At 57.6% G+C, this 24,778-nt stretch carries 14 protein-coding genes and 1 riboswitch; of the genes, 8 read left to right on the top strand and 6 right to left on the bottom strand.

Annotated features, from left to right (window positions below; all coding sequences use genetic code 11):
• The first annotated feature begins 237 nt into the window (after positions 1–237).
• On the top strand, positions 238–3,918 hold the full coding sequence (gene metH, locus M495_RS22175; protein WP_020837198.1) for a methionine synthase: 3,681 nt from the start codon (positions 238–240) through the stop codon (positions 3,916–3,918).
• Between the two features lie 36 nt (positions 3,919–3,954).
• Here the strand turns inward: metH and M495_RS22170 are convergent, their stop codons facing one another.
• On the bottom strand, positions 3,955–4,665 hold the full coding sequence (locus tag M495_RS22170; RefSeq protein ID WP_020837197.1) for a UTRA domain-containing protein: 711 nt from the start codon (positions 4,663–4,665) through the stop codon (positions 3,955–3,957).
• A 193-nt stretch (positions 4,666–4,858) separates the two neighbouring features.
• On the opposite strand from M495_RS22170, the gene M495_RS22165 reads away from it, so the two are divergent.
• The 6 genes from M495_RS22165 to M495_RS22140 all read left to right on the top strand — a co-directional run bounded on the left by M495_RS22165 (position 4,859) and on the right by M495_RS22140 (position 11,189).
• Positions 4,859–5,920, top strand: a complete 1,062-nt coding sequence (locus M495_RS22165; protein ID WP_020837196.1) for an ABC transporter substrate-binding protein — start codon at positions 4,859–4,861, stop codon at positions 5,918–5,920.
• Between the two features lie 11 nt (positions 5,921–5,931).
• Positions 5,932–6,729, top strand: a complete 798-nt coding sequence (locus M495_RS22160) for an alkaline phosphatase family protein (RefSeq protein WP_020837195.1) — start codon at positions 5,932–5,934, stop codon at positions 6,727–6,729.
• Between the two features lie 9 nt (positions 6,730–6,738).
• Positions 6,739–7,578: an ABC transporter permease gene (locus M495_RS22155; RefSeq protein WP_020837194.1), complete on the top strand. Its 840-nt coding sequence runs from the start codon at positions 6,739–6,741 to the stop codon at positions 7,576–7,578.
• A 17-nt stretch (positions 7,579–7,595) separates the two neighbouring features.
• Positions 7,596–8,381 carry an ABC transporter permease gene (locus tag M495_RS22150; RefSeq protein ID WP_020837193.1) on the top strand — a complete coding sequence of 262 codons (786 nt, stop codon included), beginning with the start codon at positions 7,596–7,598 and terminating at the stop codon, positions 8,379–8,381.
• Between the two features lie 4 nt (positions 8,382–8,385).
• Positions 8,386–9,378: an ABC transporter ATP-binding protein gene (locus M495_RS22145; protein ID WP_020837192.1), complete on the top strand. Its 993-nt coding sequence runs from the start codon at positions 8,386–8,388 to the stop codon at positions 9,376–9,378.
• Between the two features lie 161 nt (positions 9,379–9,539).
• Positions 9,540–11,189, top strand: coding sequence for a Na/Pi cotransporter family protein (locus tag M495_RS22140; protein WP_041415041.1), 1,650 nt, complete (start codon positions 9,540–9,542; stop codon positions 11,187–11,189).
• Positions 11,190–11,225: 36 nt separating this feature from the next.
• Here M495_RS22140 and M495_RS22135 read toward each other — a convergent pair whose 3' ends face one another.
• The 5 genes from M495_RS22135 to M495_RS22115 form a co-directional block, all read right to left on the bottom strand.
• Positions 11,226–16,073: a hemagglutinin repeat-containing protein gene (locus M495_RS22135; RefSeq protein WP_020837190.1), complete on the bottom strand. Its 4,848-nt coding sequence runs from the start codon at positions 16,071–16,073 to the stop codon at positions 11,226–11,228.
• Between the two features lie 45 nt (positions 16,074–16,118).
• A complete protein-coding gene (locus M495_RS22130; protein WP_020837189.1) occupies positions 16,119–17,795 on the bottom strand; it encodes a ShlB/FhaC/HecB family hemolysin secretion/activation protein in 1,677 nt (558 codons plus the stop codon).
• Positions 17,796–18,211: 416 nt separating this feature from the next.
• Complete coding sequence (gene panS / locus M495_RS22125) at positions 18,212–19,129, bottom strand: ketopantoate/pantoate/pantothenate transporter PanS (RefSeq protein ID WP_020837188.1); 918 nt, start codon at positions 19,127–19,129, stop codon at positions 18,212–18,214.
• Between the two features lie 144 nt (positions 19,130–19,273).
• Positions 19,274–20,641, bottom strand: a complete 1,368-nt coding sequence (gene lysC, locus M495_RS22120) for a lysine-sensitive aspartokinase 3 (protein WP_020837187.1) — start codon at positions 20,639–20,641, stop codon at positions 19,274–19,276.
• A 108-nt stretch (positions 20,642–20,749) separates the two neighbouring features.
• Positions 20,750–20,942: riboswitch (Lysine riboswitch) on the bottom strand.
• Between the two features lie 52 nt (positions 20,943–20,994).
• Entirely contained in the window at positions 20,995–22,803 is a 1,809-nt protein-coding gene (locus tag M495_RS22115) for a cation:proton antiporter (RefSeq protein ID WP_020837186.1), read from the bottom strand.
• A 273-nt stretch (positions 22,804–23,076) separates the two neighbouring features.
• On the opposite strand from M495_RS22115, the gene pgi reads away from it, so the two are divergent.
• Entirely contained in the window at positions 23,077–24,723 is a 1,647-nt protein-coding gene (pgi, locus tag M495_RS22110) for a glucose-6-phosphate isomerase (RefSeq protein ID WP_020837185.1), read from the top strand.
• The last annotated feature ends 55 nt before the right edge of the window (positions 24,724–24,778 follow it).

The following is a 24,778-nucleotide window of genomic DNA, read 5'->3' as shown; positions in this document are numbered from 1 at the left end:
CCTTTAGCGGCACAACCTGTGCTAGGATGACCGATACCCGTCGTCTTTCAAGCCGCAGCGTTGTTGCCTGCACGTGTTCACCCCAGTCACTTACCTTAGTAAGCTCCTGAGGATGAACAGGCTGGGCGCCTAGCCGCAACTTGAAATCCCTAGGGTATGGGTGATGGTGACATAGTGACCCGGTAATTTTACATAGGGGTCAATATAGCAGTGGCTTGAAAGATAAAGGGGATAGGGGTGGTGAATCGAGTAGAACAACTGCGCCAGCAGTTAGCGCAGCGAATTTTGGTGTTGGATGGCGGCATGGGCACCATGATCCAAAGCTACCGTCTGGAAGAGAGCGACTTTCGCGGTGAGCGTTTTGCCGACTGGCAAAACGATCTGAAAGGCAATAACGACCTGTTGGTGCTGACCAAGCCCGAGGTCATTACCGCCATTCACTACGGCTATCTGGAAGCGGGAGCCGACATCCTCGAAACCAATACCTTCAACTCCACCTCCATCGCCATGGCCGACTACCATATGGAGTCGCTGTCCGCCGAGATTAACTATCAGGCCGCCTGCCTGGCACGTGCCTGCGCAGACGAATGGACTGCGCGTACCCCAGAGCAGCCGCGCTATGTGGCCGGGGTGCTGGGGCCGACCAACCGCACCGCCTCTATTTCGCCGAACGTCAACGATCCGGCTTTTCGTAACGTTTCTTTCGACGAACTGGTGGAAGCCTACCGCGAGTCGACGCGTGCGCTGGTGGAGGGCGGTGTCGATCTGATCATGATCGAAACCATCTTCGATACCCTGAACGCCAAGGCCGCCGCCTTCGCGGTGGAAACCGAATTCGAAGCCTTGGGCGTTTCGCTGCCGATCATGATTTCCGGCACCATCACCGATGCTTCCGGCCGAACCCTGTCCGGTCAAACCACCGAAGCCTTCTATAACTCGATGCGCCACGTCAAACCGCTGAGCTTTGGCCTGAACTGTGCGCTGGGGCCGGATGAACTGCGTCAATACGTTGCCGAACTGTCGCGTATATCGGAAAGCTACGTCACTGCACACCCCAATGCCGGTTTACCTAATGCGTTCGGTGAATACGATCTGGATGCGCAAGAGATGGCGAGGCAGGTTGGGGAGTGGGCGCAAGCCGGCTTCCTGAATATCATCGGTGGCTGCTGCGGTACCACGCCGGAGCACATTGCTGCCATGGCTAAGGCCGTTGCGGGCGTGCCACCGCGCAAACTGCCGGAGATCTCGGTGGCCTGCCGTCTGGCGGGGCTGGAGCCGCTAAACATCGATGCCAAAACGTTGTTCGTCAACGTGGGTGAGCGTACCAACGTGACCGGCTCGGCACGCTTTAAGCGGCTGATCAAAGAAGAGAAATACAGCGAAGCGTTGGCGGTTGCTCGCCAGCAGGTGGAAAGCGGCGCCCAGATTATCGACATCAACATGGATGAGGGGATGCTCGACGCGGAAGCGGCGATGGTGCGTTTTCTCAACCTGATCGCCGGTGAGCCGGATATCGCCCGGGTGCCGATCATGATCGACTCCTCCAAATGGTCGGTGATCGAAAAAGGCCTGAAGTGCATTCAGGGCAAAGGCATCGTTAACTCCATCTCGATGAAAGAGGGCGAAGAGGCCTTTATTCATCATGCCAAGCTGGTGCGTCGTTACGGTGCCGCGGTGGTGGTGATGGCGTTTGACGAAGTGGGCCAGGCCGATACGCGCGAGCGCAAATTCGAGATTTGCCGCCGCGCCTATAAAATTCTGACCGAGCGCGTCGGCTTCCCGCCGGAAGACATTATTTTCGACCCGAATATTTTCGCCGTTGCTACCGGTATTGAAGAGCATAACAACTACGCCGTCGACTTTATCGAAGCCTGCGCCGACATCAAAACTCACCTGCCGCACGCGATGATTTCCGGCGGCGTGTCCAACGTGTCGTTTTCATTCCGCGGCAACGATCCTGTACGCGAAGCGATCCACGCGGTGTTCCTGTATCACGCGATCCGCAACGGCATGGACATGGGGATCGTTAACGCCGGGCAGTTGGCGATCTACGACGATCTGACGGCTGAGCTGCGCGATGCGGTGGAAGACGTGATCCTCAACCGTCGTGACGACGGGACCGAACGGCTGCTGGAACTGGCGGAGAAATACCGCGGCAGCAAAGACAACGAAGTGGCGGTACAGCAGGCGGAATGGCGCGGCTGGCCGGTCGAAAAACGGCTGGAATACTCGCTGGTAAAAGGTATCACCGAGTTTATCGAGCTCGATACCGAAGAGGCCCGACAGAGGGCGGATCGCCCGATCGAAGTGATCGAAGGGCCACTGATGGCGGGCATGAATGTCGTCGGCGATCTGTTCGGCGAAGGCAAGATGTTCCTGCCGCAGGTGGTGAAATCCGCCCGCGTGATGAAACAGGCGGTGGCCTATCTGGAGCCGTACATTGAGGCCAGCAAGCAAAAGGGCTCAACGGCAGGCAAAATCCTGCTGGCGACGGTGAAGGGCGACGTGCACGACATTGGCAAGAATATCGTTGGCGTGGTGCTGCAGTGCAACAACTATGAAATTGTTGATCTGGGCGTGATGGTGCCGACGGAGAAAATCCTGAAAACCGCGCGCGAGCAAAATGTGGATATTATCGGCCTGTCCGGACTGATCACCCCGTCGTTGGACGAGATGGTCAACGTGGCGAAAGAGATGGAGCGTCAGGGCTTTACCCTGCCGCTGCTGATCGGCGGCGCTACCACCTCCAAGGCCCATACTGCGGTGAAGATTGAGCAGAATTACAGCGGCTCAACCACCTACGTACAAAATGCCTCGCGTACCGTGGGCGTGGTGTCGGCATTGCTTTCCGACGCTCAGCGCGACGATTTTGTGGCGCGAACCCGTAAAGAATACGAAACCGTCCGCATTCAGCACGCACGTAAGAAACCGCGAACTCCGCCGGTTGACCTGCAGAAAGCGCGCGCGAATGCCATGGTGCTGGACTGGGAAAATTATCAGCCACCGGTACCGAAGCAACTGGGCGTTTACCCGGTCGAAGCCAGTATCGAGACGCTGCGGCATTACATCGACTGGACGCCGTTCTTTATGACCTGGTCGCTGGCGGGCAAATACCCGCGCATTCTGGAAGATGAAGTGGTGGGGGAAGAAGCTAAGCGGCTGTTTGCGGACGCCAACCAGATGCTGGATATGCTGGCCGCTAACGGCAGCCTCAACCCGCGCGGCGTTTATGGCCTGTTCCCGGCTAACCGGGTCGGTGATGATGTCGAAGTTTATCGCGACGAAAATCGCGATGATGTGCTGGTGGTCAGCCGCCATCTGCGCCAGCAGACCGAAAAAACCGACTTCCCGAACTACTGCCTGGCCGACTTCATCGCGCCGAAAAGCAGCGGCAAGGCCGACTACTTCGGGGCTTTCGCAGTGACCGGTGGGTTGGAAGAGGATGAACTGGCGGCGGCCTATGACGCGCAGCACGATGATTACAATAAAATCATGGTGAAGGCGCTGTCCGACCGTTTGGCGGAGGCTTTCGCCGAGTACCTGCATGAACAGGTGCGCAAGGTGCACTGGGGCTTTGCCAGCGACGAGAACCTGAGTAACGAAGAGCTGATCCGCGAAAATTACCAGGGCATTCGTCCGGCGCCGGGGTATCCGGCCTGTCCGGAGCACACCGAGAAAGCGGAGATCTGGCGACTGCTGGACGTTAACCGTCATACCGGCATGGAATTGACTGAGTCCTTCGCCATGTGGCCGGGGGCGGCGGTATCCGGTTGGTACTTCAGCCACCCGCAAAGCAAATATTTCGCGGTGGCGCAGATCCAGCGCGATCAGGTTGAAGATTATGCGGCGCGCAAAGGCATGAGCGTCGGCGAGGTTGAGCGCTGGTTAGCGCCTAATCTCGGTTACGACGCCGACTGATCCTCTCTTGATGGGCGCAGCAATGCGCCCATGTCATTACAACGCTTCGACGTCAATGTGCAGCGCGTCGTATCGCCAGTATTCCAAATCGCAGTCAATCACCCGATCGTGCTGATCGCGGTTAACCCGGGTAATAAATAACGCCGGGCTGCCGTAGGTGACCTTCAGCATGGCTGCCGCTTCCTGCGACAGCAGGGTTGGCAGCATATCGAAACGTACCCGCCCGTAGCGAATGCCGTAGCGTTCGGCATACAACCCGGTCAGCGACTGGGTTAAATCTGCCTCCAGAATGCCGGCAAAGTAGGCCGGGTTGAGGTAGTGCTCGCAATACAGCACCGCACGGCCATCGATGTAGCGCAACCGACGAATGCGATAGACCTCGCTACCGGACGGTAAAGCCAGTTTTTGGCTCAGATCTTCGCGCAGCGGCACGGTGGCGCTGTCGATCACTTCGGTATGGGCATCACGCCCTTGCTGTTGCGCCATGGCGTGGAAGTGGCTGCGCTGCAGAGGGTTGTAAATCAGCCGCGGCGGCGAGATAAACCAGCCGCGCCTCACCTGACGGTAGATCACACCCTGCGCCTCCAACTGACCGAGCGCTTCCTGCAGCGTAATACGGGTGGTGGAAAACTGTTCGCTCAGAGCACGTTCCGAAGGCAATTTGCCGTCGGCGCTGAACTCCCCCAGGGCGATCCGGGCGTTCAGCGTCTGGCAGATGGCCGCCACGGTTGTCGATACTTCACTCATGCAACAGATGCCCCATTTTAGTGCGTTTATCCCCGCTAAAGGTAGACCAGCGAAGGGCTGACGAACACGCCAAATGCGATAAAACCGCTGCTTTTTTAGACTGACATATAATTATCACATTCGTCCGTTAGATTGGCTTGGTTCTTGCTGGACTAGTCCAGCCACTCCCACACTACCACCCGGAGCATCAGTTATGAAACGTTTGTGCGCTTCTGTGTTAACCAGTGCCATTGTCCTGACCAGTCAAATGAGCTGGGCAGCCGATTCCGATCTGGCGGCGCTGGAACAGGCTGCCAAGAAGGAAGGGGAAGTCAACAGCGTCGGCATGCCGGACAGCTGGGCTAACTGGAAAGATACCTGGCAGGATCTGCTGAGCAAGTACGGCCTGAAGCATGTCGATACCGACATGAGTTCGGCGCAGGAAATTGCCAAGTTTGATGCGGAAAAGAGCAATGCTACGGCGGATATTGGTGACGTGGGCGCGGCATTCGGCCCTATCGCGGTACAAAAAGGGGTGACCCAGCCGTATAAACCTTCCACCTGGGAACAGGTACCTGACTGGGCCAAAGACAAGGACGGCCACTGGGCACTGGCCTATACCGGCACCATCGCCTTCATTATCAATAAAAAACAGGTGAAAGAGATCCCCCACAGCTGGGCGGATCTGTTGAAGGGCACTTATCAGGTCACTATTGGTGACGTCGGCACCGCTTCGCAGGCGGCCAGTGGCGTGCTGGCGGCAACCTACGCGATGGGCGGGAACGAAAAGAACCTGAAACCGGGCCTGGAATTCTTCGGCAAGCTGGCCAAGGCCGGGCGCCTGAGCCTGAGCAACCCGGTGATCGCCTCGCTGGAAAAGGGCGAAGTGCAGGTGGGGGTGGTTTGGGACTTTAACGGTTTGAACTACCGCGATCAGATCGACAAAACCCGCTTTGAAGTGCTGATCCCCTCTGACGGATCTATCACTTCCGGTTACACCACCATTATCAACAAATACGCCAAACACCCGAATGCCGCCAAGCTGGCACGCGAATACATTTTCTCAGACGCAGGCCAAATCAACCTGGCGCGCGGCTATGCGCGTCCAATCCGAGCGGAACACCTGACGTTGCCAGACGATGTCAAAGCCAAGCTGCTGCCGGCTGAACAGTATAAGAATGCTCACCCGATCGCCGATCCGGCGGCCTGGGAGCAAAGTGCCAAAACGCTGCCGCGCCAGTGGCAGGAAAACGTCATTATGTTTATGCAGCAGTGAGTTAAACCATCATGAAAACTATCCTCGTGCTGCTGGACGGTCTGAATTATCAGGTGGCACACGACGCCATGGGCTATCTGCAGGCCGAATGTGCGGCAGGGCGCGGACGGTTGTATCAGTTGGAGAGCGAGTTGCCTTCGCTCTCCAGACCGCTGTACGAATGCATCCTCACCGGTGTGCCGCCGGTGGAGAGTGGCGTGGTGCATAACCAGGTGTCACGCCTCTCGCATCAGCAAAGCGTGTTTCACTACGCTCGTGCCGCGGGCTTGACTACCGCGGCAGCGGCCTATCATTGGTTCAGTGAGCTGTACAATCGTACCCCGTTCGACCCCGCGCGCGATCGCCATACCGACGATGCCGAGCTGCCGATCCAGCACGGCCATTTTTATTACGACGACCGTTACCCGGATTCTCACCTGTTTGACGATGCGGAAAGCTTGCGCCGCCGTCATCAACCCGATTTCTTACTGATCCACCCGATGAACATTGACGACACCGGGCACCGCTTTGGCCTGTCATCGCCGCAGTACCGCAATGCGGCGCGCAACGCCGACGGCGTACTGTCGCGCTATTTGGCCGACTGGCTGAATGCGGGTTATCAGGTCATGGTTACCGCCGATCACGGCATGAATGACGATCGCAGCCACGGCGGCGTGTTGCCGGAAGAGCGACAGGTGCCGCTGTTTGTCTTCGGTGACGCCTTCAGCCAGAGCGACGCTAATCCGCAGCAAACCGACCTGTGTGGCACCCTGTGCGAAGTGCTGCAGATACCGCACGACAAGCCGCGTTGCCGTGCGCTGTTGGCCTAAGGGTGAGCCATGAAAGCTAAGTGGATTGCCGCGCTGTGCCTGCTGCCGTTTATCCTGCTGTTCGGCGCGTTTCAAATTGCGCCGCTGGTGTGGATTGCCGTCAGCAGCTTTTTCAGCCAGACCAGCGGCTGGGGGCTGGGCAACTATGTTGACGTACTGACCTCGCCATTCTATTTGCAGGCGTTTCAGTTCTCGCTGGAGATCTCTCTTTGGTCGAGCGTTTATGGGCTGCTGATTGCGTTAGTGGGCAGTTACTCACTGCGCAGACTCGGTCAGACGCGGTTTCATGATTTTGTGATGTCGTTTACCAACATGACCAGCAATTTCGCCGGGGTCCCCTTGGCGTTTGCCTTTGTCATTCTGCTGGGATTGAACGGCTGCCTGACGCTGCTGCTGCGCAAATATGGCCTGATGGAAAGCTTCAACCTGTATTCCAAAACCGGACTGATCGTACTTTATACCTACTTCCAGATCCCGCTGGGCGTGCTGCTGCTGTACCCGGCGTTTGACGCGCTGCGCGAGGACTGGCGCGAATCGGCATCGCTGCTTGGCGCCAGTCCGTGGCGCTACTGGCGGCATATTGGCTTGCCGGTGCTGGCGCCGGCGTTGATGGGCACCTTTGTCATCCTGCTGGCCAACGCACTGGGGGCTTATGCCACGGTGTATGCGTTGACCACCGGCAATTTCAACGTGATACCGATCCGCATATCGGCGCTGGTCGCGGGGGATATCTCCCTCGACCCTAACCTGGCCAGCGCGCTGGCTATGCTGCTGGTGGTGATGATGGCGTTTATTACTCTGATCCATCAATGGCTGTTGCGCAGGAGCTACCTCAATGCGCGCTCATAATGTTGCGGAGGGCGGCCATGTCGCGCTTTGAAACCGGTTATCACCGCGTAGTAAGTGGGCTGTTGTTGCTGATCCTGCTGTTGCCGCTGGCGGCGACGCTGATTTATGCGCTGGCCACCCAGTGGGGCGCGACTATTCTGCCGGACGGCTTTACCCTGAAATGGTTGGTGGCCTTATGGAGCGATCCCCGCTTCCTGCTGGCGCTGTGGCACTCGCTGCTGATCTGCTTTGGCACCCTGGTGCTGGCGGTGGTGGTGATTTTGCCAACGATGTTTGTGATTGCTTACTATTTTCCCAAACTGGATGCGGTAATGAACGTGCTGATCCTGCTGCCATTTGCCGTGCCGCCGGTAGTGTCGGCGGTCGGGTTGATGCAGCTGTTCGCCGCCGATCCGCTGCCGCTGCTGGGCACGCCGTGGATCCTGATCGGCTGCTATTTTTCCATTACGCTGCCGTTTATTTACCGTGCCATCAGCAACAACATGCAGGCGATCAACCTGCGCGATCTGATGGACGCCGCACATCTGCTGGGCGCCAGTACCTGGCAGGCGGCGCTGCTGGTGGTGCTGCCGAACCTGCGTAAGGGCGGGATGATTGCGGTACTGCTGTCGTTCTCTTTCCTGATTGGCGAATTCGTCTTCGCCAACCTGTTGGTGGGCAGCCAATACGAAACGCTGCAGGTTTACCTCTACAACATGCGTAACGGCAGCGGCCATTTCACCAGCGCACTGGTCATTTCTTATTTCGCCGTGGTGCTGATTGTCACCTGGTTGGCGAATTTGCTGAATAAAAATAAGGGCTAACCGCATGGCTTACCTCAATGTCACCCGCCTCAATAAACACTATGGCCAGACCCAGGTGTTTCAGAATATCGACTTCACCGCCGAGGAGGGCGAGTTTGTCACGCTGCTCGGGCCAAGCGGCTGCGGTAAATCGACGTTGCTGCGCTGTCTGGCGGGGCTTACCCCGGTCGACAGCGGACAGATCCTGCTGCAGGGCCAGGATCTGGTACCGCTCCCCCCGCAAAAGCGCGGTATCGGCATGGTGTTCCAGAGCTATGCGTTATTCCCGAACATGACCGTTGAGGGCAACGTCGCGTTCGGGCTGAAAATGCAAAAGCTGGCGGCCGGTCAGATCCAGCAGCGGGTGCAAGAGGTGCTGGCGTTGGTGGAGCTGACTGAGCTGGCGAAGCGCTATCCGCATCAGCTGTCCGGTGGACAGTGCCAACGGGTGGCGCTGGCACGTTCGCTGGTGACCCGTCCGCGGCTGCTGTTGCTCGACGAGCCCCTTTCGGCACTGGACGCGCGTATCCGTAAGCACCTGCGCGAACAGATCCGTCGGATCCAGCGTGAACTGAACCTGACGGCCATCTTCGTTACCCACGATCAGGAAGAAGCGCTGACGCTGTCGGACCGCATCGTCTTGATGAACAAAGGACAAATCGTACAAAGCGGTGACGCGGAAACTCTGTATACCCAGCCGGCCGACGTCTTCGCAGCCGGGTTCATCGGCAACTACAACCTGTTGAGTGCGGAACAGGCGACGACTTTGACCGGCAGCCCTTACCACGGTAAGGTAGCTGTTCGACCAGAGTCCATTACCCTGGTGCCTACCGGGCAGGGGATTGCCGCGGTGATCCTTAACCACAGCCTGTTGGGCAACGTGGTGCGCTATCGGGTACTGGCCCGCGGTGTGGAGCTGCTGGTCGACGTGCTCAACCGTTCGGTCGAAGATTTGCGGCCCGACGGCAGTGAAATTGGACTACACTTAGAAACTGTTACATTACGGGAAGTTGCATGACATCGCTGCGGCATTCAATGATAACTCCAGGGTAATTCCTGCCGTTGCGTTAACCCTCCAATAGCGGTCTGCAGCCTGTTGCCGCTGTCCTGCCTTTATGCACGCCTGGCAGGCAGGATAGCCTGCTGTGTCTTGCCGGGCGTGAAGGGAGCGTTCCTTCCGTGTTGACCCTTCTTCACCTGCTTTCTTCCGTTGCCCTTTTGGTGTGGGGTACCCACATCGTGCGCACCGGAATTATGCGGGTTTACGGCGCTAATTTGCGCCGGGTATTGAGCGACAGCGTAGAGAAAAAACCGCTGGCGTTCGTCTCTGGTATCGGCGTGACCGCGCTGGTGCAAAGCAGTAACGCCACGGCGTTGCTGGTGACCTCTTTCGTCGCGCAAGGGCTGGTGGGACTGACGCCCGCACTGGTGATCATGCTCGGCGCCGATGTCGGTACCGCGCTGATGGCGCGAATACTGACCTTTGACCTCTCCTGGCTGTCACCGCTGCTGATCCTGGTCGGCGTCTTTCTGTTTCTCAGCCGCAAGCAAACCCGTGTAGGGCAAATGGGGCGCGTGTGTATCGGCCTCGGGCTGATCGTACTGGCGCTGGAGCTGATTGTTGCCGCCGCGACGCCAATCACCCAGGCGGCGGGTGTGAAAGTGTTGTTCTCGTCACTGACCGGTGATGTGATGCTGGATGCCCTGACCGGTGCGCTGTTTGCCATTGTCAGCTATTCCAGCCTGGCGGCCGTACTGTTGACTGCCACTCTGACGGCCTCCGGGGTGATCTCGCTGAAGGTGGCGCTGTGCCTGGTGATCGGTGCCAATCTTGGCAGCGGTCTGTTGGCGATGATCAACACCAGCGGCCAGAATGCCGCCGGTCGTCGGGTGGCGCTCGGCAGCCTGTTGTTCAAGCTGATGGGTTGTGTGCTGGTGCTGCCGTTTGTCTCTTATCTGGCGGACGTGATGACTCGGTTGCCTGGCGGCAACGAAGAGTTGGTTATCTACTTCCACGTGTTCTACAACCTGATCCGTTGCCTGGTGCTGATCCCGTTGGCCGGGCCGATGGCGCGCCTGTGTGAAACGCTGATTGCCGACGTGGCGGCGGACGATCCCCGATTGCGACCGCGGCACCTTGATGCCAGTGCACTGGATACCCCGACGCTGGCATTGGCCAACGCGGCACGTGAAACCCTACGTATGGGCGACGTGGTGGAGCACATGATGATTCTGCAGCGCGAAGTGCTGCACGGTAAGCAGGGGCAGGATAAAGAGGTTCGCCGGCTGGATGATGACGTCGACGTGCTTTATACCGCCATCAAGCTGTATCTGGCGCAGATCCAGAAAGAGGATTTAGGTGAGGAAGACTCTCGGCGCTGGGCGGAAATCATCGAGATGGCGCTGAATCTGGAACAGGCGGGTGACATTATCGAGCGCATGGCCGGGGACGTGGGGGCGAAATCACACGCGGCGCGGCGAGCATTCTCCACCGAAGGGCTGGCCGAACTGGATGCGTTGCATGAGCGGCTGATAGGCAATTTGCGTCTGGGACTGTCGGTGTTCTTGTCCGGTGACCTTACCAGCGCCAAACGGCTGCGGCGCTCCAAGCATCGGTTCCGGATTTTGGATCGTCGTTACGCCCATGCGCACGTTGATCGCTTGCATCAGCAGAACGTTCAAAGTATTGAAACCAGCTCTCTGCACCTGGGGCTGTTGGGGGATATGAAACGCCTGAACTCACTGTTCTGTGCGGTGGCATATAACGTGCTGGATCAAGATGAAAAGGATGATGAGCGTGAGTGGGAGGATACGCCCAGCACGCTGTAAGTCATGCCCCCGGCGTGGCCGGGGGCAGTACCTCAATTATTTACCCGAAAAGACCCCCGCTTTGGCATCGGCGGCCTGGTTATTGATATAACCGCCGACCGGTGTCTCCAGGTTCACCACGCTTTTACCGGCGATGCCCAGCAGTGCGCCTGCCGAGGCAGCGGCATCAAGATGACCACCACCCTGATAGCGGTTGCCGGCCACGTCCTGCTGTTCCAGTTTACCGTTACCCAGCGTCACTTCACCTTGCTGGCTGCGGATCTCGCCGCCAGTGAGACGAGTGGTGCCCTGAACGTTGAGCGCAACGTCATTTTTCCCATTGATGGCCGACTGCACGCCTACTGCATCGTTATTGACTACGTCGGCCTTGACCTTGAACTGACCTTGCAGCCCGGCAGGACCGGTCAGGCTCTCTTTGGATTTGTTGCCCAGGAAGCGAGCGCCGCGATCCCACAGTGGCCCCTTTTCTTTTTCGCTGGCAAGCGTTTCCGGCAGGGTGACCTTACCTTCGGCCTTGCTGAAGCTGACCGCGCCGGTGGTGTCCTGCTTCGGATCGAGGCGACGAGCTACGCTGTTGTACTTGTCGGTGGTGGCGTCAGCGACCTTGTTGATGCCGCCCTCCAGCTTCTCCTTCACCTTACCCGCGTAGTGCGGGGTACCCACTTTCGACAGTTTGCTGGTTATGCTGCTGGCCGGGTCGTTGGTGTGGCTCAGACCGACATCCACATCGACCTTCACGCTGCTTTCGCTGTCTTTGCGACTTTCTACGCGCAGATCGCCACCGATGTTGCCTTGCACGCTGTCGGCATCGATTCGGGCGCCGGCCAACTGGGTGTCTTTACCACTGTTGATCGTGACTTCTCCTGCGCTAATCAGGCTGTTGCCCTGAGTGGTTTTTTGCAGATTATCGACACCGACTTTCACACCGGCGCCCAGGGTATGGGTGTCGCTGCCGCTGGTGGTATCCACCTTACCGTTGGCGTCCTTATTGAAGGATTGGCCGCCTTTGGCGTTAGCCTTCAGCCCCAGGTTCCAGTTGTTTTTCTGCTCCTGGTTTTGTACCGACTCCAGCACCACGCCGCCGTTCTCGGCGTTCAGGCCAACGCTGCTGCCCTTGACCTCGGTTCCCTGCAGATGCAGGGCATGCGCGTCGTTGCCTTTGGCGGTAATGGTCACTGCGCCGCCGCTGGTGATTTTGCCACCTTGCTGGGTCGTCGAGGTCTCATCTACCTTGGCAATGTCAAACGCGCCGCCGAGAGAAAGGCCGCCCGCGCTCTTTTTGTCGTTATCGGTGCTGTTGCCGCCGATATCGATATTGCCGGAGAGCGTATCGTCCTTGCGGGTCTGCTGCGATTGGGCTGCCTGTAGCGCGACCTTGTCTCCCGCTTTCAGCGAAACGTCGCCCTGGCTGGTGACATTACTGCCTTGCAGCGTCAGCCCACGGCCGGCATCCAGTTCTACGCCCTGTTTGCCGCCGATGTTGCTGACTTGCGCGCTGCTGCCGTCACTCTTCCCGTTGCTGTAGCCGCCACCCAGCCCAAGGCCGAAGCTTTTGGTTTCCGGTGTGGTACCGCCTTTGGCCGACACTTTGACATTGAAGCCGTTGTGGCTTTCATGGCTGCTATCGGTGGCCTGGTCGAAACGGATGTTGCCGTCTTCCGCTTTTACCTTCGCCTTGCCGTCGCCGGCCTCCAACGAAGTACCCTGATACACCGCGTCTTGCTTGACCTTGATGTCGATACCATTGGCGGCGGTGATGCTACCGGTCACGGCCTGGCTGCCGGTGCTTTCGCTGTGCTTATTGCCGCCTTCGCCTTTGGCATCGATGGTCAGATCGCTGCCAGTGGTGGTATAAACGCGCACGCTGGCGCCGCCGCGGGTTTCGCTGCTGCTTTCCTGCTGGCTGTTTTTCGCCGCTTCACTGTGGTGGCTATCGGCTGTCAGCGCTACGCTCCCTTGAGTCGCCTGATACTGTGTTCCAGTATCCTGCAATTTCCCGCTGGCTTTTACGTCGATGGATCCGGCGGTAATCTTGCTGACTACGGCTTGGGAGCTGCTATTGCTCTTTTCGCTGCTGCCGCCATTGGCGCCAATATCCAGCCCGATATTCGGTGCGCCGATGCCGCCGATCTCGTTAATCACGCCGTTGGCGTCCAGCTTGGCGACTTTCCCTACCGCACGCTCTACCGGGCGGGTGACGGCGCTGTAATCGACGTTGGCACCGATGTCTACGCCGACGTCGGTTTTAGTGGTGTTGCTGCTTTCGCTGTTGACGGCGGCCAGGTGATCAACGCTGTTGGCATTCCCCTGATATTTGCCGCCAACTTGGTGCTGCGCACCTTGCTGGGTCAGTTTGTCTTTGGCATTAATCGTCAGATTGCCCGCGATATCGCTGCCGGAAGTCACCGCCTTGCTGCTTTGTGAGTGCGTCTTGCTGTTCTCGTAACCGCCTTCAATGCCGGAGCCAACTTTATCTATGCCGCCGGTGTAGTAGACTCCGCCGCCGATTTTGGTTTTTTCGGTATCGCTGGTGGTCTTGTTGTCGGCTGCCAGGAAGGCCACGTTGTCGCCGCTGATGCTGGCGTCACCTTGGGTGGTCACCAGTTTGGATCCGCTGAAGGTCACGTCCTTGTCTGCTTTCAGCGCGACGCTGCCGCCGCTCAGCGTTGATGACTGTTGTTCGCTGCGGGTGGTTTTCTCGCTGTCACTGGTATGCTCAATACGTAAACCGGCACGGTATTGCTTGTCGCTTTTCTCGTTGGCATAGCCGTTGATGGCAAGGGCAGTTTTTTGCTCATCAATGTGCTGCTGCTGTTCTCCGCTGCTGACATTGATATTACCGCCGGCATTGACTTCCAGCTTACCGGTGCTGGTCACCTTGCTGCCCACTATGTCGGTATCCTTTTTGCTGACCAACTGCAGGTTGGTATCGGAAACCAATTCGCTGGCGGTGGACTGTTGGTGGCTGTTATTGGACTTTTGCGAGCTGCTGGTGATATTGAAGACGGTGCCGGTACGGGCATCCACCTTGTCAACCGTGGTGCTGAGGGCGTTATCGATCCGCAGACCGCCGTCGGTGGCAGCGACAAAACCGCCTTTGGCGCCCTTCACGGTGCTGCCGGTAATGGTCACGCCCTGTTTGCCGTTCAGCCACAGGGTGCCGTCGGCCGTCACCTGAGAAGCGTTGCTGACTTCGCGACGGTTGCTGTTGTCCTGGTTGTTGCCGCCGCCGATACCGCCCCATGAGGTTTTATTGTCGCGAACGGTTTTCTCATTGGCGGTTTTTTGTACGCCGATATTGATTTGGTCGTTGGCATCCACCTTGAGGTCACCTGACGCGTACACTTTGGTACCCTGGCCTACGACGCGATTACCGGCTTTTATCGCCAAATCACCGCCGGAGAAGACGCTGCTGGACTTCAGGCTTTCGGTTTCATTGCTGTTGCTCCAACTGCCGGTACGCAGGCTGGGGGTATGGTTGCGTTGATTACCGCGTTCGCTGGTTTTTTCTCGCTCGATCAATCCGCTGAGCTGCACGTCGCGCTTGGCGTCGATGCTCAATGCATTGCCCGCAGAAACCTTGGCGCCGCGCAGCGTCACATCCTGCTCGGTGGCGGTCAGCGTGACATTTTTCGTGGCCTCAATGTTGCTGGTGGCCTGTTGAAGCTGCTCATTCTCACGGGTGACGTTGTATTTCCAACTGTAGAACCACCGCTCATCGGTATGGCCCTGAGTCTGCTTCAGTTGCCGACCGTCGAGCGTCAGGCTGGCGCCTTGCAGCGTGATCTCTTCGCCACGAACGTCGGTGGCGGTCAGGTGGTTGCTGTTATCGGCCACCAGGCTGATATTCTTGCCTTTCAGTTCGGTGCGGGCCAGTTGCTGACCGGTGCTGCGGTCGTTGATGTAGATCCCGCCGCGGTAGTTTTGGTAATTCTCGCCGCTATTGCGGTTGCTGCTGCTGTCGTTGACCTGGCTGTCGGTGCGGATGTTGTAAGCTTTCACCCGGATTTCGTCGCTGCCATCCAGCTTGCCCGCCAGCTTTACGCCGCTGCCGGTGACGGTATGGATGATATTAATGCGCCCTGCCTGCATGCTGCCAAGATAGTAGCTGTCCGTGGTGCCTAATAACTGGTCCCAGACTGTGAGCTCAGGTTGTTCGCTGCTGAGCACCTGTGCATCGCGCGATACGCGGTTGTTGCCGCTGATGGCGTTGATCGCCGAGATCATTTTATCGCTTTTTTTATCGTACAGCGGTGCGACGATGACCTCGCCGCGGCTGTTGATTCTCGGCGCGATCAAATCCAGCACGCCACTGGCGTTCAGCCGGCCATCAAGGCTCAGGGTGTTGCGATTGCCCAACGTGCTGTAGCCCTGCAGCATGCCGTTTTCCACCAGGGGGTTACCCACCACCAGCGACGAGCGGCTGGTATTGATAAAGCCGCAGCCGTCGCAACTGATGCCGTTCGGGTTAGCCAGCACGTAGTCGGCCGCCATGCCGAAGATTTCTTGCTGTCCGTGCAACAGCGACGGGTTGCGGCTGATCACTTCATTGAGGATCACGCTGGCCGCCTGGTTGTTCAGGTTCGGGTTGGCAGCCAGTTGGCCGGCCAACTGAGACCGCCCGGCATCGAGCGAGTTATTCAGCACCGCGCCGGGTTGGTTGACGTTGAAATCCTGATACTGGTTATGTGACAGCCCGTGGTCGTTAGGCGTCACGATATTGACCACCTGTGCGCCGTTACCGGCAGTTGAAACACCGGGCCCGTTAGCGCCGTTGGCCGCTACGATCTCGCCGGCGTACGCGCTGCCGAGGGAGGCGAGAATGATCGCCAGTGAAGCGGCTAACTTGCCCGCTCCCGAGAGCCTGAAGTTATTATTTTTCATCCATGTATCTCCATATATCGCTGTGGTAGTGCAAAAAAACGCAAACTAAAAGGTGTACGAAAAGCGTGCCAGTACCTGTATCGGATCGTCGGGCATTGAGTGGCTGGATAGTAGCCAACCGCGGCTGGCTTCAACGTCGAACATGGCGCGTTGGTAACGCAGGGTGACACCGGCGCTTAACCCCGCGCTGCTTTGCCAACCGGAAGGTCGGTTATCGCGAGGCAGCACCCGGCCGACGTCGCCGCCGATACGTGGAGTGAGGCTGCTCTGGCCCAAGGTGAAGCTGCGGGAAAGGGTGTTTTGCAGATACCAGCCGTTATCACCGGACAGCGTGCTGCGGCTGAAACCACGGATCGCGCTGCGGTCCGTCAAGCTGAGCCATTCCACACCGGGCAGGCGATCGCGGCTGTATTGCCCGTACAGCAAGTTGCTCAACTGGTAAGTGGCACCGGCAAGCTGGACGCGTTGGTTGAGATTGGCGAACAGCTTGCCCTTGGTGAATTGGGGATCGGGCAGCCCGGCTCCCCCTTGACGGTCGGCGCCAAACCAGGGCAACCCTTGCTCTACGCTGAGGTTGGCGCTGATCAGCCCGGTAGGCAGGATCTGCAGGTGGTTAACGCCCAGCTCAAACAAGCTGAGCGTTGGGCTGCCGAGGCCAATACGTACGGTTTCGAAATAGTTAGTGATGCGCTTATGGGTCAGCTGGCCGCTCAGGGTGTTAATCTGGTCGCGATCGCGATAAAACACATAGTCGCCGCGCAGACCGTACTGTTGGGTCTGGCCGTGCAGTTTGTAGCTGTTGAACACCAACTGCTGGTGGTTCAGGTATTGCGAGTAGCTGGCAAAGCCGCTGAAGGTGAAAGCGCCGTAGGGCAGGGAATAGAGCAGGGTATAGGCGCGATTATAGCGTTGCGCCGGGTTGTCCAGCGTGCCGGCAACGTTCAGGCTGGCGAAGTCCGACAGGCCGAAAGGGCTGTCCAGCGTTGCCGTGCTCCGCGCCAGCCACTGGCCGGTATTTTTCTGACCGTAATTATCCAGCGTAGTGGACAGCAACCAGGGTTTAGTGTGTTGATTATGCAACCGAATAATAGATCCACCAACTTTGCTGCCCGGTAATATATCCAATCGGGTTTTATTCGATTGCAAACGATTGGCCTGATCTAATCCCTGATCGAGCTGGGTTAATTTTAATGGCTGACCTTCCAATCCAGGGAATAATAATTGGCTGTTAACCCAACGATCGCCCCCCTCTATTTTTTCGATAAATCCTTCTGTGACACGCAGGCCTAATTCACCCTCGGCATTGGGGCGAATAAATTGCACGCGTGCGGTGATATAACCTTTATCCAGGTATAAGCGGGTCAATTCACGCGTCAGGCGATTGATGTCGTTGCTGCTAATGCAGCGCTCTGGCAGTGCACTCAGCGTTGCCAAATCTTTCGCCGACAGCAGCGTTATCCCCTGCAGATACACGCCGCCGATCGGCAGGCATTGAGCCGAAAGTGGCAGTGCCGGTGCAGCGGGTTCGGGGTCTTCCAGCAACTGCTGCTGTTTAAGCTGCTGATAGCGCCGCTGCTCTATTTGTTGATTCACTTCACGCGTACCGTCTTGCAAAGCGCGACGCGATTCGCTCATCGGTGAGAACCCCCCCATTTCCGGCAGGGTGGCGGCGGGGAGTGCGGTGCTAAACATCAGCGCCAGGGCGGCGGTTTTTCTGATCATTGTAATCCATTATGAGAAGCCGCTGGGGCGGCCTACTCAATCCATGAGGTCAATAAACGGACGGCCAACGGCCGGCCCGGAATCGCGAGCGACAATCACATTGCGGGGTTCTTATTCGCCAGTGGAAAATAAGAAGGTGGGTTTTATTTTTCTAAATAATAATTAGGCTGCTTGTTTATATTTTTAATAATTACCCTTCAATTACTCATAATGAGGTAATTAAAAAAGTAAATTAATTGGACTTTTCCGCTCTCGTCGTTATAGGCGGTTATCGGCAGCTCTGGGAAAAATCTGAATTTTTATTTTGTGCGGGGATAATAGAGGATGGGGATAATTCTGACAATCCGACCAGTGGGAAATACGAAATTTCGTAGGAGAGCCCGGGGCGCAAATGTGAACTGTACCCCGAGGTGAAATTATTTTTTAGTGATTGGTCGGCCGGACCAGTAACCCGCCAACAGGGATCCTGACAGGTTATGCCACACCGAGAACAGGGCACCCGGCAACGCGGCCAGCGGTGAGAAGTAGATTTTACCCAGCGTCGCGGCCAGCCCGGAGTTCTGCATGCCGACTTCAATTGCCAGCGTACGGCAGGTCGATTCGTCGAAGCCGAACAGCTTGCCGCCCCAGTAACCACTCAGCAACCCGATGCCGTTGTGCAGGATCACCGCCACGATCACCACCAGCCCGACCGAGGCGATATGGCTCTGGCTGCCGGCAACCACGGCGCTGATGATCGCCAAAATGCAGATCATCGACAACGCCGGCAGGATCGGCTCAATGCGTTTGACGGTTTTGGTAAAGGTGTGATGGACGATCAAACCCAGACCAATAGGGATCACCACGATCTGCAGAATGCTCAGCAACATCCCCATGACGTCGACGCTGATCTCGGTATCGACGTACAGGCGGGTCAGCAGCGGCGTCGCGAAGACGCCCACCAGCGTGGAGACTGCCGAAATGGTCACTGACAGCGCCACATCCCCTTTGGCCAGATAGATCATGACGTTGGACGCGGTACCGCTGGCAACGCTGCCAACCAGCACCATGCCGGCGGAAAGATCCGGGGGCATATGGAACAGCATTGCCAGCAGCCAGGCCGCCAGCGGCATGATCAGGTAATGCAAAAAGATCCCCGCGGCAACCGGGCCTGGGCGGGACAGTACGCGTTTAAAGTCATCGAGCCGCAGCGTGACGCCCATGGCGAACATGATCAGCATCAGCAGCGGGCTGACGTAGGGGCCGATCCCGGTAAAGGTGGTGGGCGTGCTGTAGGCGGCGACGGCGAGCAGCACCGCCCACAGAGGGAATAATCGGGTAAATTTTGCCAGCATGAGTGAGGTTTTCCTTAGCCAAATAACAACGATGGGGGTGGTGTTGTGTTTTTTGCGGGTTCGGTGAACTGAACCCCTACGGTTATGGACTGCTTTTTTAGAGGTAGAGGCGCGGCGTGCCGCGCCTGCAAAGGTGACGGTAGCTTATTCGAACAGGTTGTGGTGCAGGGTGCGAACGACTTGTTCGGCGTCATCGCCCGGTACCAGGAAGCACAGGTTGTAGCTGCTGGCGCCGTAACAGATCATGCGGATATTGAACGGGTCGAGCACGCCGAACACTTCTTTGCCCACGCCGCAGGCCTGGGAAAGCTTGTTGCCGATCAAGGCGACCAACGCCAGGTTTTCTTCCACTTCTACCCGGCACAGTGACGACAGTTCGGTCAGCAATGAAGTGGTCAGCAGGCTGCCGCCGGTGGAGGTTGAACCCGTGGTATCCATGGTCAGCGCTACGCTAACTTCGGAGGTCGTGATCAAGTCCACCGAGATATTGTGGCGCGCCAAAATGCTGAACACCTCGGCCAGGAAACCGCGTGCGTGCAGCATGTTGAGGCTGTGCAGCGTCAGCAGGGTTTGTTTGCGGCGCAGTGCCAGCGCACGGAATAGCGGTGGGTTCTCGGTGGTGTTGCACACCAGGGTACCGCCGGCGGACGGATCTTTGCTGGAGCCGACGAACACCGGGATATCGCTGCGAACGGCCGGTAACAGGGTGGCCGGGTGCAAGACTTTTGCGCCAAAGGTGGCCATTTCAGCTGCTTCTTCGAAGGCGATTTTATCGATGCGTTTTGCCGCCGGAACCACGCGTGGGTCGGTGGTGTAGATGCCCGGCACGTCGGTCCAGATATCGACCCGGCTGACGCTCAGCGCTTCACCCAGCAGGGCGGCGGTGTAATCGCTGCCGCCGCGACCCAGCGTGGTGGTGCGGCCTTTCGGCTCGCTGCCGATAAAGCCCTGGGTAACCACCAGGGCTTCCTGCAGGCGTGGCTTGAGCAGCGACTGGGCCAGTTGGTTCAGCGCTACGCTGTCCGGCGTTGCGCGACCGAAATGATCGTCGGTGTGCATCACTTTACGTACGTCAAACCACTCCGCCTGCACATCACGACTGCGCAGGATCTCAACGAACAGCAGGGTAGACATCAGTTCGCCGTGGCTGACCAGTTCGTCGGTCAGCGCCGTGGAGGTGGCCAAGGAGGCTGCTTCGGACAGCATGGCAATATTTTCCAGCATGCGGTCGATTTCGTCGCGCACTACCGCCGGATTATCGAGGCGATCGAGAATGGCGTATTGAATGCGGCGGATTTCGTCGAGCTGATAGTGACGCTTGTCGGCGTCGCTGCCTTCGGCCAGAGCCACCAGCAGGTTGGTGACGCCCGCAGAAGCGGACAATACCACCAGACGTACGTTCGGATTGGCGAGAACGACGTCGGCGCTGCGGTTCATGGCTTCATAGTCGGCAACGCTGGTGCCGCCGAATTTGGCGACAACGGTGGCATTCTGGGGTGCTGCTTGGTTCATGTAAAAACCTCGTGTCAGGGTGGCCCTCTTCAGAGAACACTTTTTTCATAGCCTTGGCACAAGGGGGGAGCGATAAACGGGAGCAGACGTAGAAGTGAAAGCTACGATACACCCAGAAGCGCCCCACCTTGTTGATTGCCCTTACGGACAATTCTGGTGACAACCCAGGGGATTCAGCCCCTGTAGTCGATACGATGAATGCCGCGCATCACCTTACCTCGGCGTCGCTCCCCCTCAAGCGTCGTCATTGGAAAACGGCTCCTCTGACACTCTACCTGGGCGACGCGCCTCTTCTGGCTTGCACACCGGGTGCGCAAGTAGGCTGTTAGGAATAGCCCGATATCGTGCCGCTGTCAACGTCCGGAAGTTGAGGGATTTTCATCTTGTACCAGTGCAATCAGCGTACAGGGCATTGCCGGGACAAAACCGGCGCCGATCGGCTGCAGCGTGCCGTCTTCCCGCTGGCTGAAAAGCGGAATAACGCCATGATTTTTCTCTATATATTCCAACCAGCCAAAGTTCTCGTTCAGCTTGGTGGCTTTGATGGTGGCGCCCTGGGCAATCAGGCTGCTTAGCCGACCGTAGGTGGCCTCTTGATTGAACAGGATCTCATGCCGGCGGAAGCGCGAACTTTCCGCACTGTTGCCGCGGCCTTTCAGCGGGGCGCCGGAGCGGATGGCGAACACCTGTCCTTCACCAAAAATATGGCCGAAGTGATAGACCGCCAACGCATTTTGGTGGCGGTTGGGAGAGAGCGCCAGTACTTGTGCGGTGTCGCTGAGATCGAGATAGTTTTCGGCATGCTCAGAGTAAGCATGGCCATAATAGGCGGGGATGCCGTCCATACGTGCCTGGCGATAATATTCCCAACTGCTGTCGGTGACGAGCACCGGAATATTCAACTTCATCAGCGCCTGTGCCAGCATACGTGCGACGCTATTGGCGCCGACAATCAGCACCCCACGTGGTTTTTGCTGCTGTACCCGCAGCCAACGCGCCATCATGCCGCTGGTCAGGCTTTGCAGTACCACGGTGCCGATGATCACGGCGAACACCACGGTCACCAGCCGATCGGCTCCCGGATAACCGCTGCGCTGCAGCGTCAGGGCAAACAGCGAACTGACCGCCGCGGCGACGATGCCACGCGGAGCGATCCAGCATAGCAGCAGGCGATCGCGCCAGTGCAGGGAAGAGCGCCAGGTTGATACCGCAATACACAGCGGGCGGGCGACGAACTGCACCACCAGCAACAGGCCCAATAATGGCCAGCCCATGTTCCACAAGGCCTGAATGTCGAGCCGCGCCGCCAAAATGATAAACAGTGCTGAAATCAGGATCGCCGACAGCTCTTCCTTGAACGCCAGAATGTCGCTGGTATCCACATCGCGCATATTGGCCAGCCAAATGCCCATTACGGTAACGGTCAGCAGGCCGGATTCATCGGCAATGGCGTTGGACACGCCAAAGGCGGTGAGCATGATCGCCAGTACCGCCAGGTTTTGCAGGTAGCGCGGCAGCCAGACGCGGCGCAGCGCCAGGCCCAGCAAATAGCCGAACAGCGCGCCAGCCACCAGGCCGACGGCGGCGGTAATGCCCAGCGTCCAGAACAGATGGGTGTAAGATTCTGAATGCTGTTTCAGTACGATAAATTCGAACACCAGCAGGGTAAAAATGGCGCCGACCGGATCGATGACGATGCCTTCCCAGCGCAGTACCTGGTTGATATTGGCATTCGGTCGCACCACGCGCATCAACGGGGCGATCACCGTTGGGCCGGTGACCACCGTGACCGCGCCGATCAGTGCCGCCAACTCCGGTGGAAAGTCCAGCAACCACCAGCAGGCCACGCCGATCACCAGGAAGGTCATCAGCATGCCAATGGTTACCAGGTTACGTACCACGCCGCCGAGGCCGCGTATTTCCTCGACCCGTAGCGTTAGCGCCCCTTCAAACAGAATAATGGCGACCGACAGCGACACCAGCGGGAACAGCAAATCGCCGAACAACGCGTCCGGCTGAACCCAATGCACCACAGGCCCCAGCACGATGCCAAATACCAGCAACGGCAGAATGGCCGGCAGGCGTAACACCCAGGCTAGCCACTGCGCCAGCAATGAGCTCAAGCCAATAACCACCAACATCAATGGGGCAGATAATTCCATAGTCATGTCCTTCGTCGTTCACACCGCAGCCTGGCTGGCCACGCATCCTTAGCCTAATTACGTCATTGACGTGGTCATAACCTGACACAGTTTAGTGACAGTTAAGCAACCCTGATAACAGGCTGTTATCCAAAAGTATAGGGGAAGTGCTGAAACGATGCGGCGGCAATTGACAGTTAGCGCCTATCGCAAGAAAAGAGATCATAATCACGGTCGAACAGGCTACAATCGGTCAACCACGTCACATTTATTCTCAAGCCTAAGAGTGTTGCTATGAAAAATATCAATCCTAGTCAAACCGCTGCTTGGCAAGCCCTGCAGCAACATTTTGAACAGATGAAAGACGTACAGATCAGCGATCTGTTTGCTCAGGACAAAGAGCGTTTCTCCAAGTTTTCCGCCACCTTCAACGATCAGATGCTGGTGGACTACTCTAAAAACCGCATCACCGCGGAAACCCTGGAGAAGCTGCAGGCACTGGCGAAAGAAACCGATCTGCAAAGCGCGATCAAATCCATGTTCGCCGGCGAGAAAATCAACCGTACTGAAGACCGTGCGGTGCTGCATATTGCCCTGCGTAACCGCAGCAACAGCCCAATCATCGTTGATGGCAAAGATGTGATGCCGGAAGTGAATGCGGTGCTGGCCAAAATGAAACAGTTCTGTGACCGCGTGATTGGCGGTGACTGGAAAGGCTATACCGGCAAAGCAATTACTGACGTGGTAAATATCGGTATTGGCGGTTCAGATCTCGGCCCTTATATGGCTACCGAGGCACTGCGCCCGTACAAAAATCACCTGAACATGCACTTCGTCTCCAACGTTGACGGCACCCATATCGCCGAAACGCTCAAACCGCTGAACCCGGAAACCACTCTGTTCCTGGTGGCGTCCAAAACCTTCACCACCCAGGAAACCATGACCAACGCCCACAGCGCGCGCGACTGGTTCCTGAGCACTGCCGGTGATCAAAAACACGTGGCGAAACACTTCGCGGCGCTGTCCACCAACGGCAAGGCCGTCGGCGAGTTCGGCATCGACACCGCTAACATGTTCGAGTTTTGGGACTGGGTTGGCGGCCGTTATTCCCTGTGGTCGGCGATTGGCCTGTCTATCGCCCTGTCAGTGGGTTACGAGAATTTTGAACAGTTGCTGAGCGGCGCGCACGCGATGGACAAACACTTCGCGCAAACGCCGGCAGAGCAAAACCTGCCGGTGCTGCTGGCGTTGATCGGTATCTGGTACAACAACTTCTTCGGTGCAGAAACCGAAGCTATCCTGCCGTACGACCAGTACATGCACCGTTTTGCCGCTTACTTCCAGCAGGGCAACATGGAATCCAACGGTAAATATGTCGATCGCAACGGCAATCCGGTGGACTACCAGACCGGCCCAATCATCTGGGGCGAGCCGGGCACCAACGGGCAGCACGCGTTTTACCAACTGATCCACCAGGGGACCAAACTGGTGCCTTGTGACTTTATCGCGCCGGCCATCAGCCATAATCCGCTGAGCGACCACCATGCAAAACTGCTGTCGAACTTCTTCGCACAGACTGAAGCGCTGGCGTTCGGTAAATCACTGGAAGTGGTAGAACAAGAATTCGCCGCCCAGGGCAAAACGCCGGACGAGGTTAAGCACGTAGCGCCGTTCAAGGTATTTGAAGGCAACCGCCCAACCAACTCCATCCTGCTGCGTGAGATTACGCCGTTCAGCCTGGGCAGCCTGATTGCCCTGTATGAACACAAGATCTTCACCCAGGGCGCGATCCTCAACATCTTCACCTTCGACCAGTGGGGCGTGGAGCTGGGCAAACAGCTGGCTAACCGTATCCTGCCGGAACTGGCGGGTGATGAAGCGGTCAGCAGCCACGACAGCTCAACCAATGCGCTGATCAACCGCTTCAAGGCATGGCGTTAATTAGCGTCTGAATGAATGCCAATAAAAAACCCGCCTTGGCGGGTTTTTTTACGTC

The organism is Serratia liquefaciens ATCC 27592 (genome assembly GCF_000422085.1).
Taxonomy (GTDB): domain Bacteria; phylum Pseudomonadota; class Gammaproteobacteria; order Enterobacterales; family Enterobacteriaceae; genus Serratia; species Serratia liquefaciens.
The sequence above is the reverse complement of the archived record's forward strand: the minus strand, read 5'-3'. Positions and strand labels throughout refer to the sequence as shown.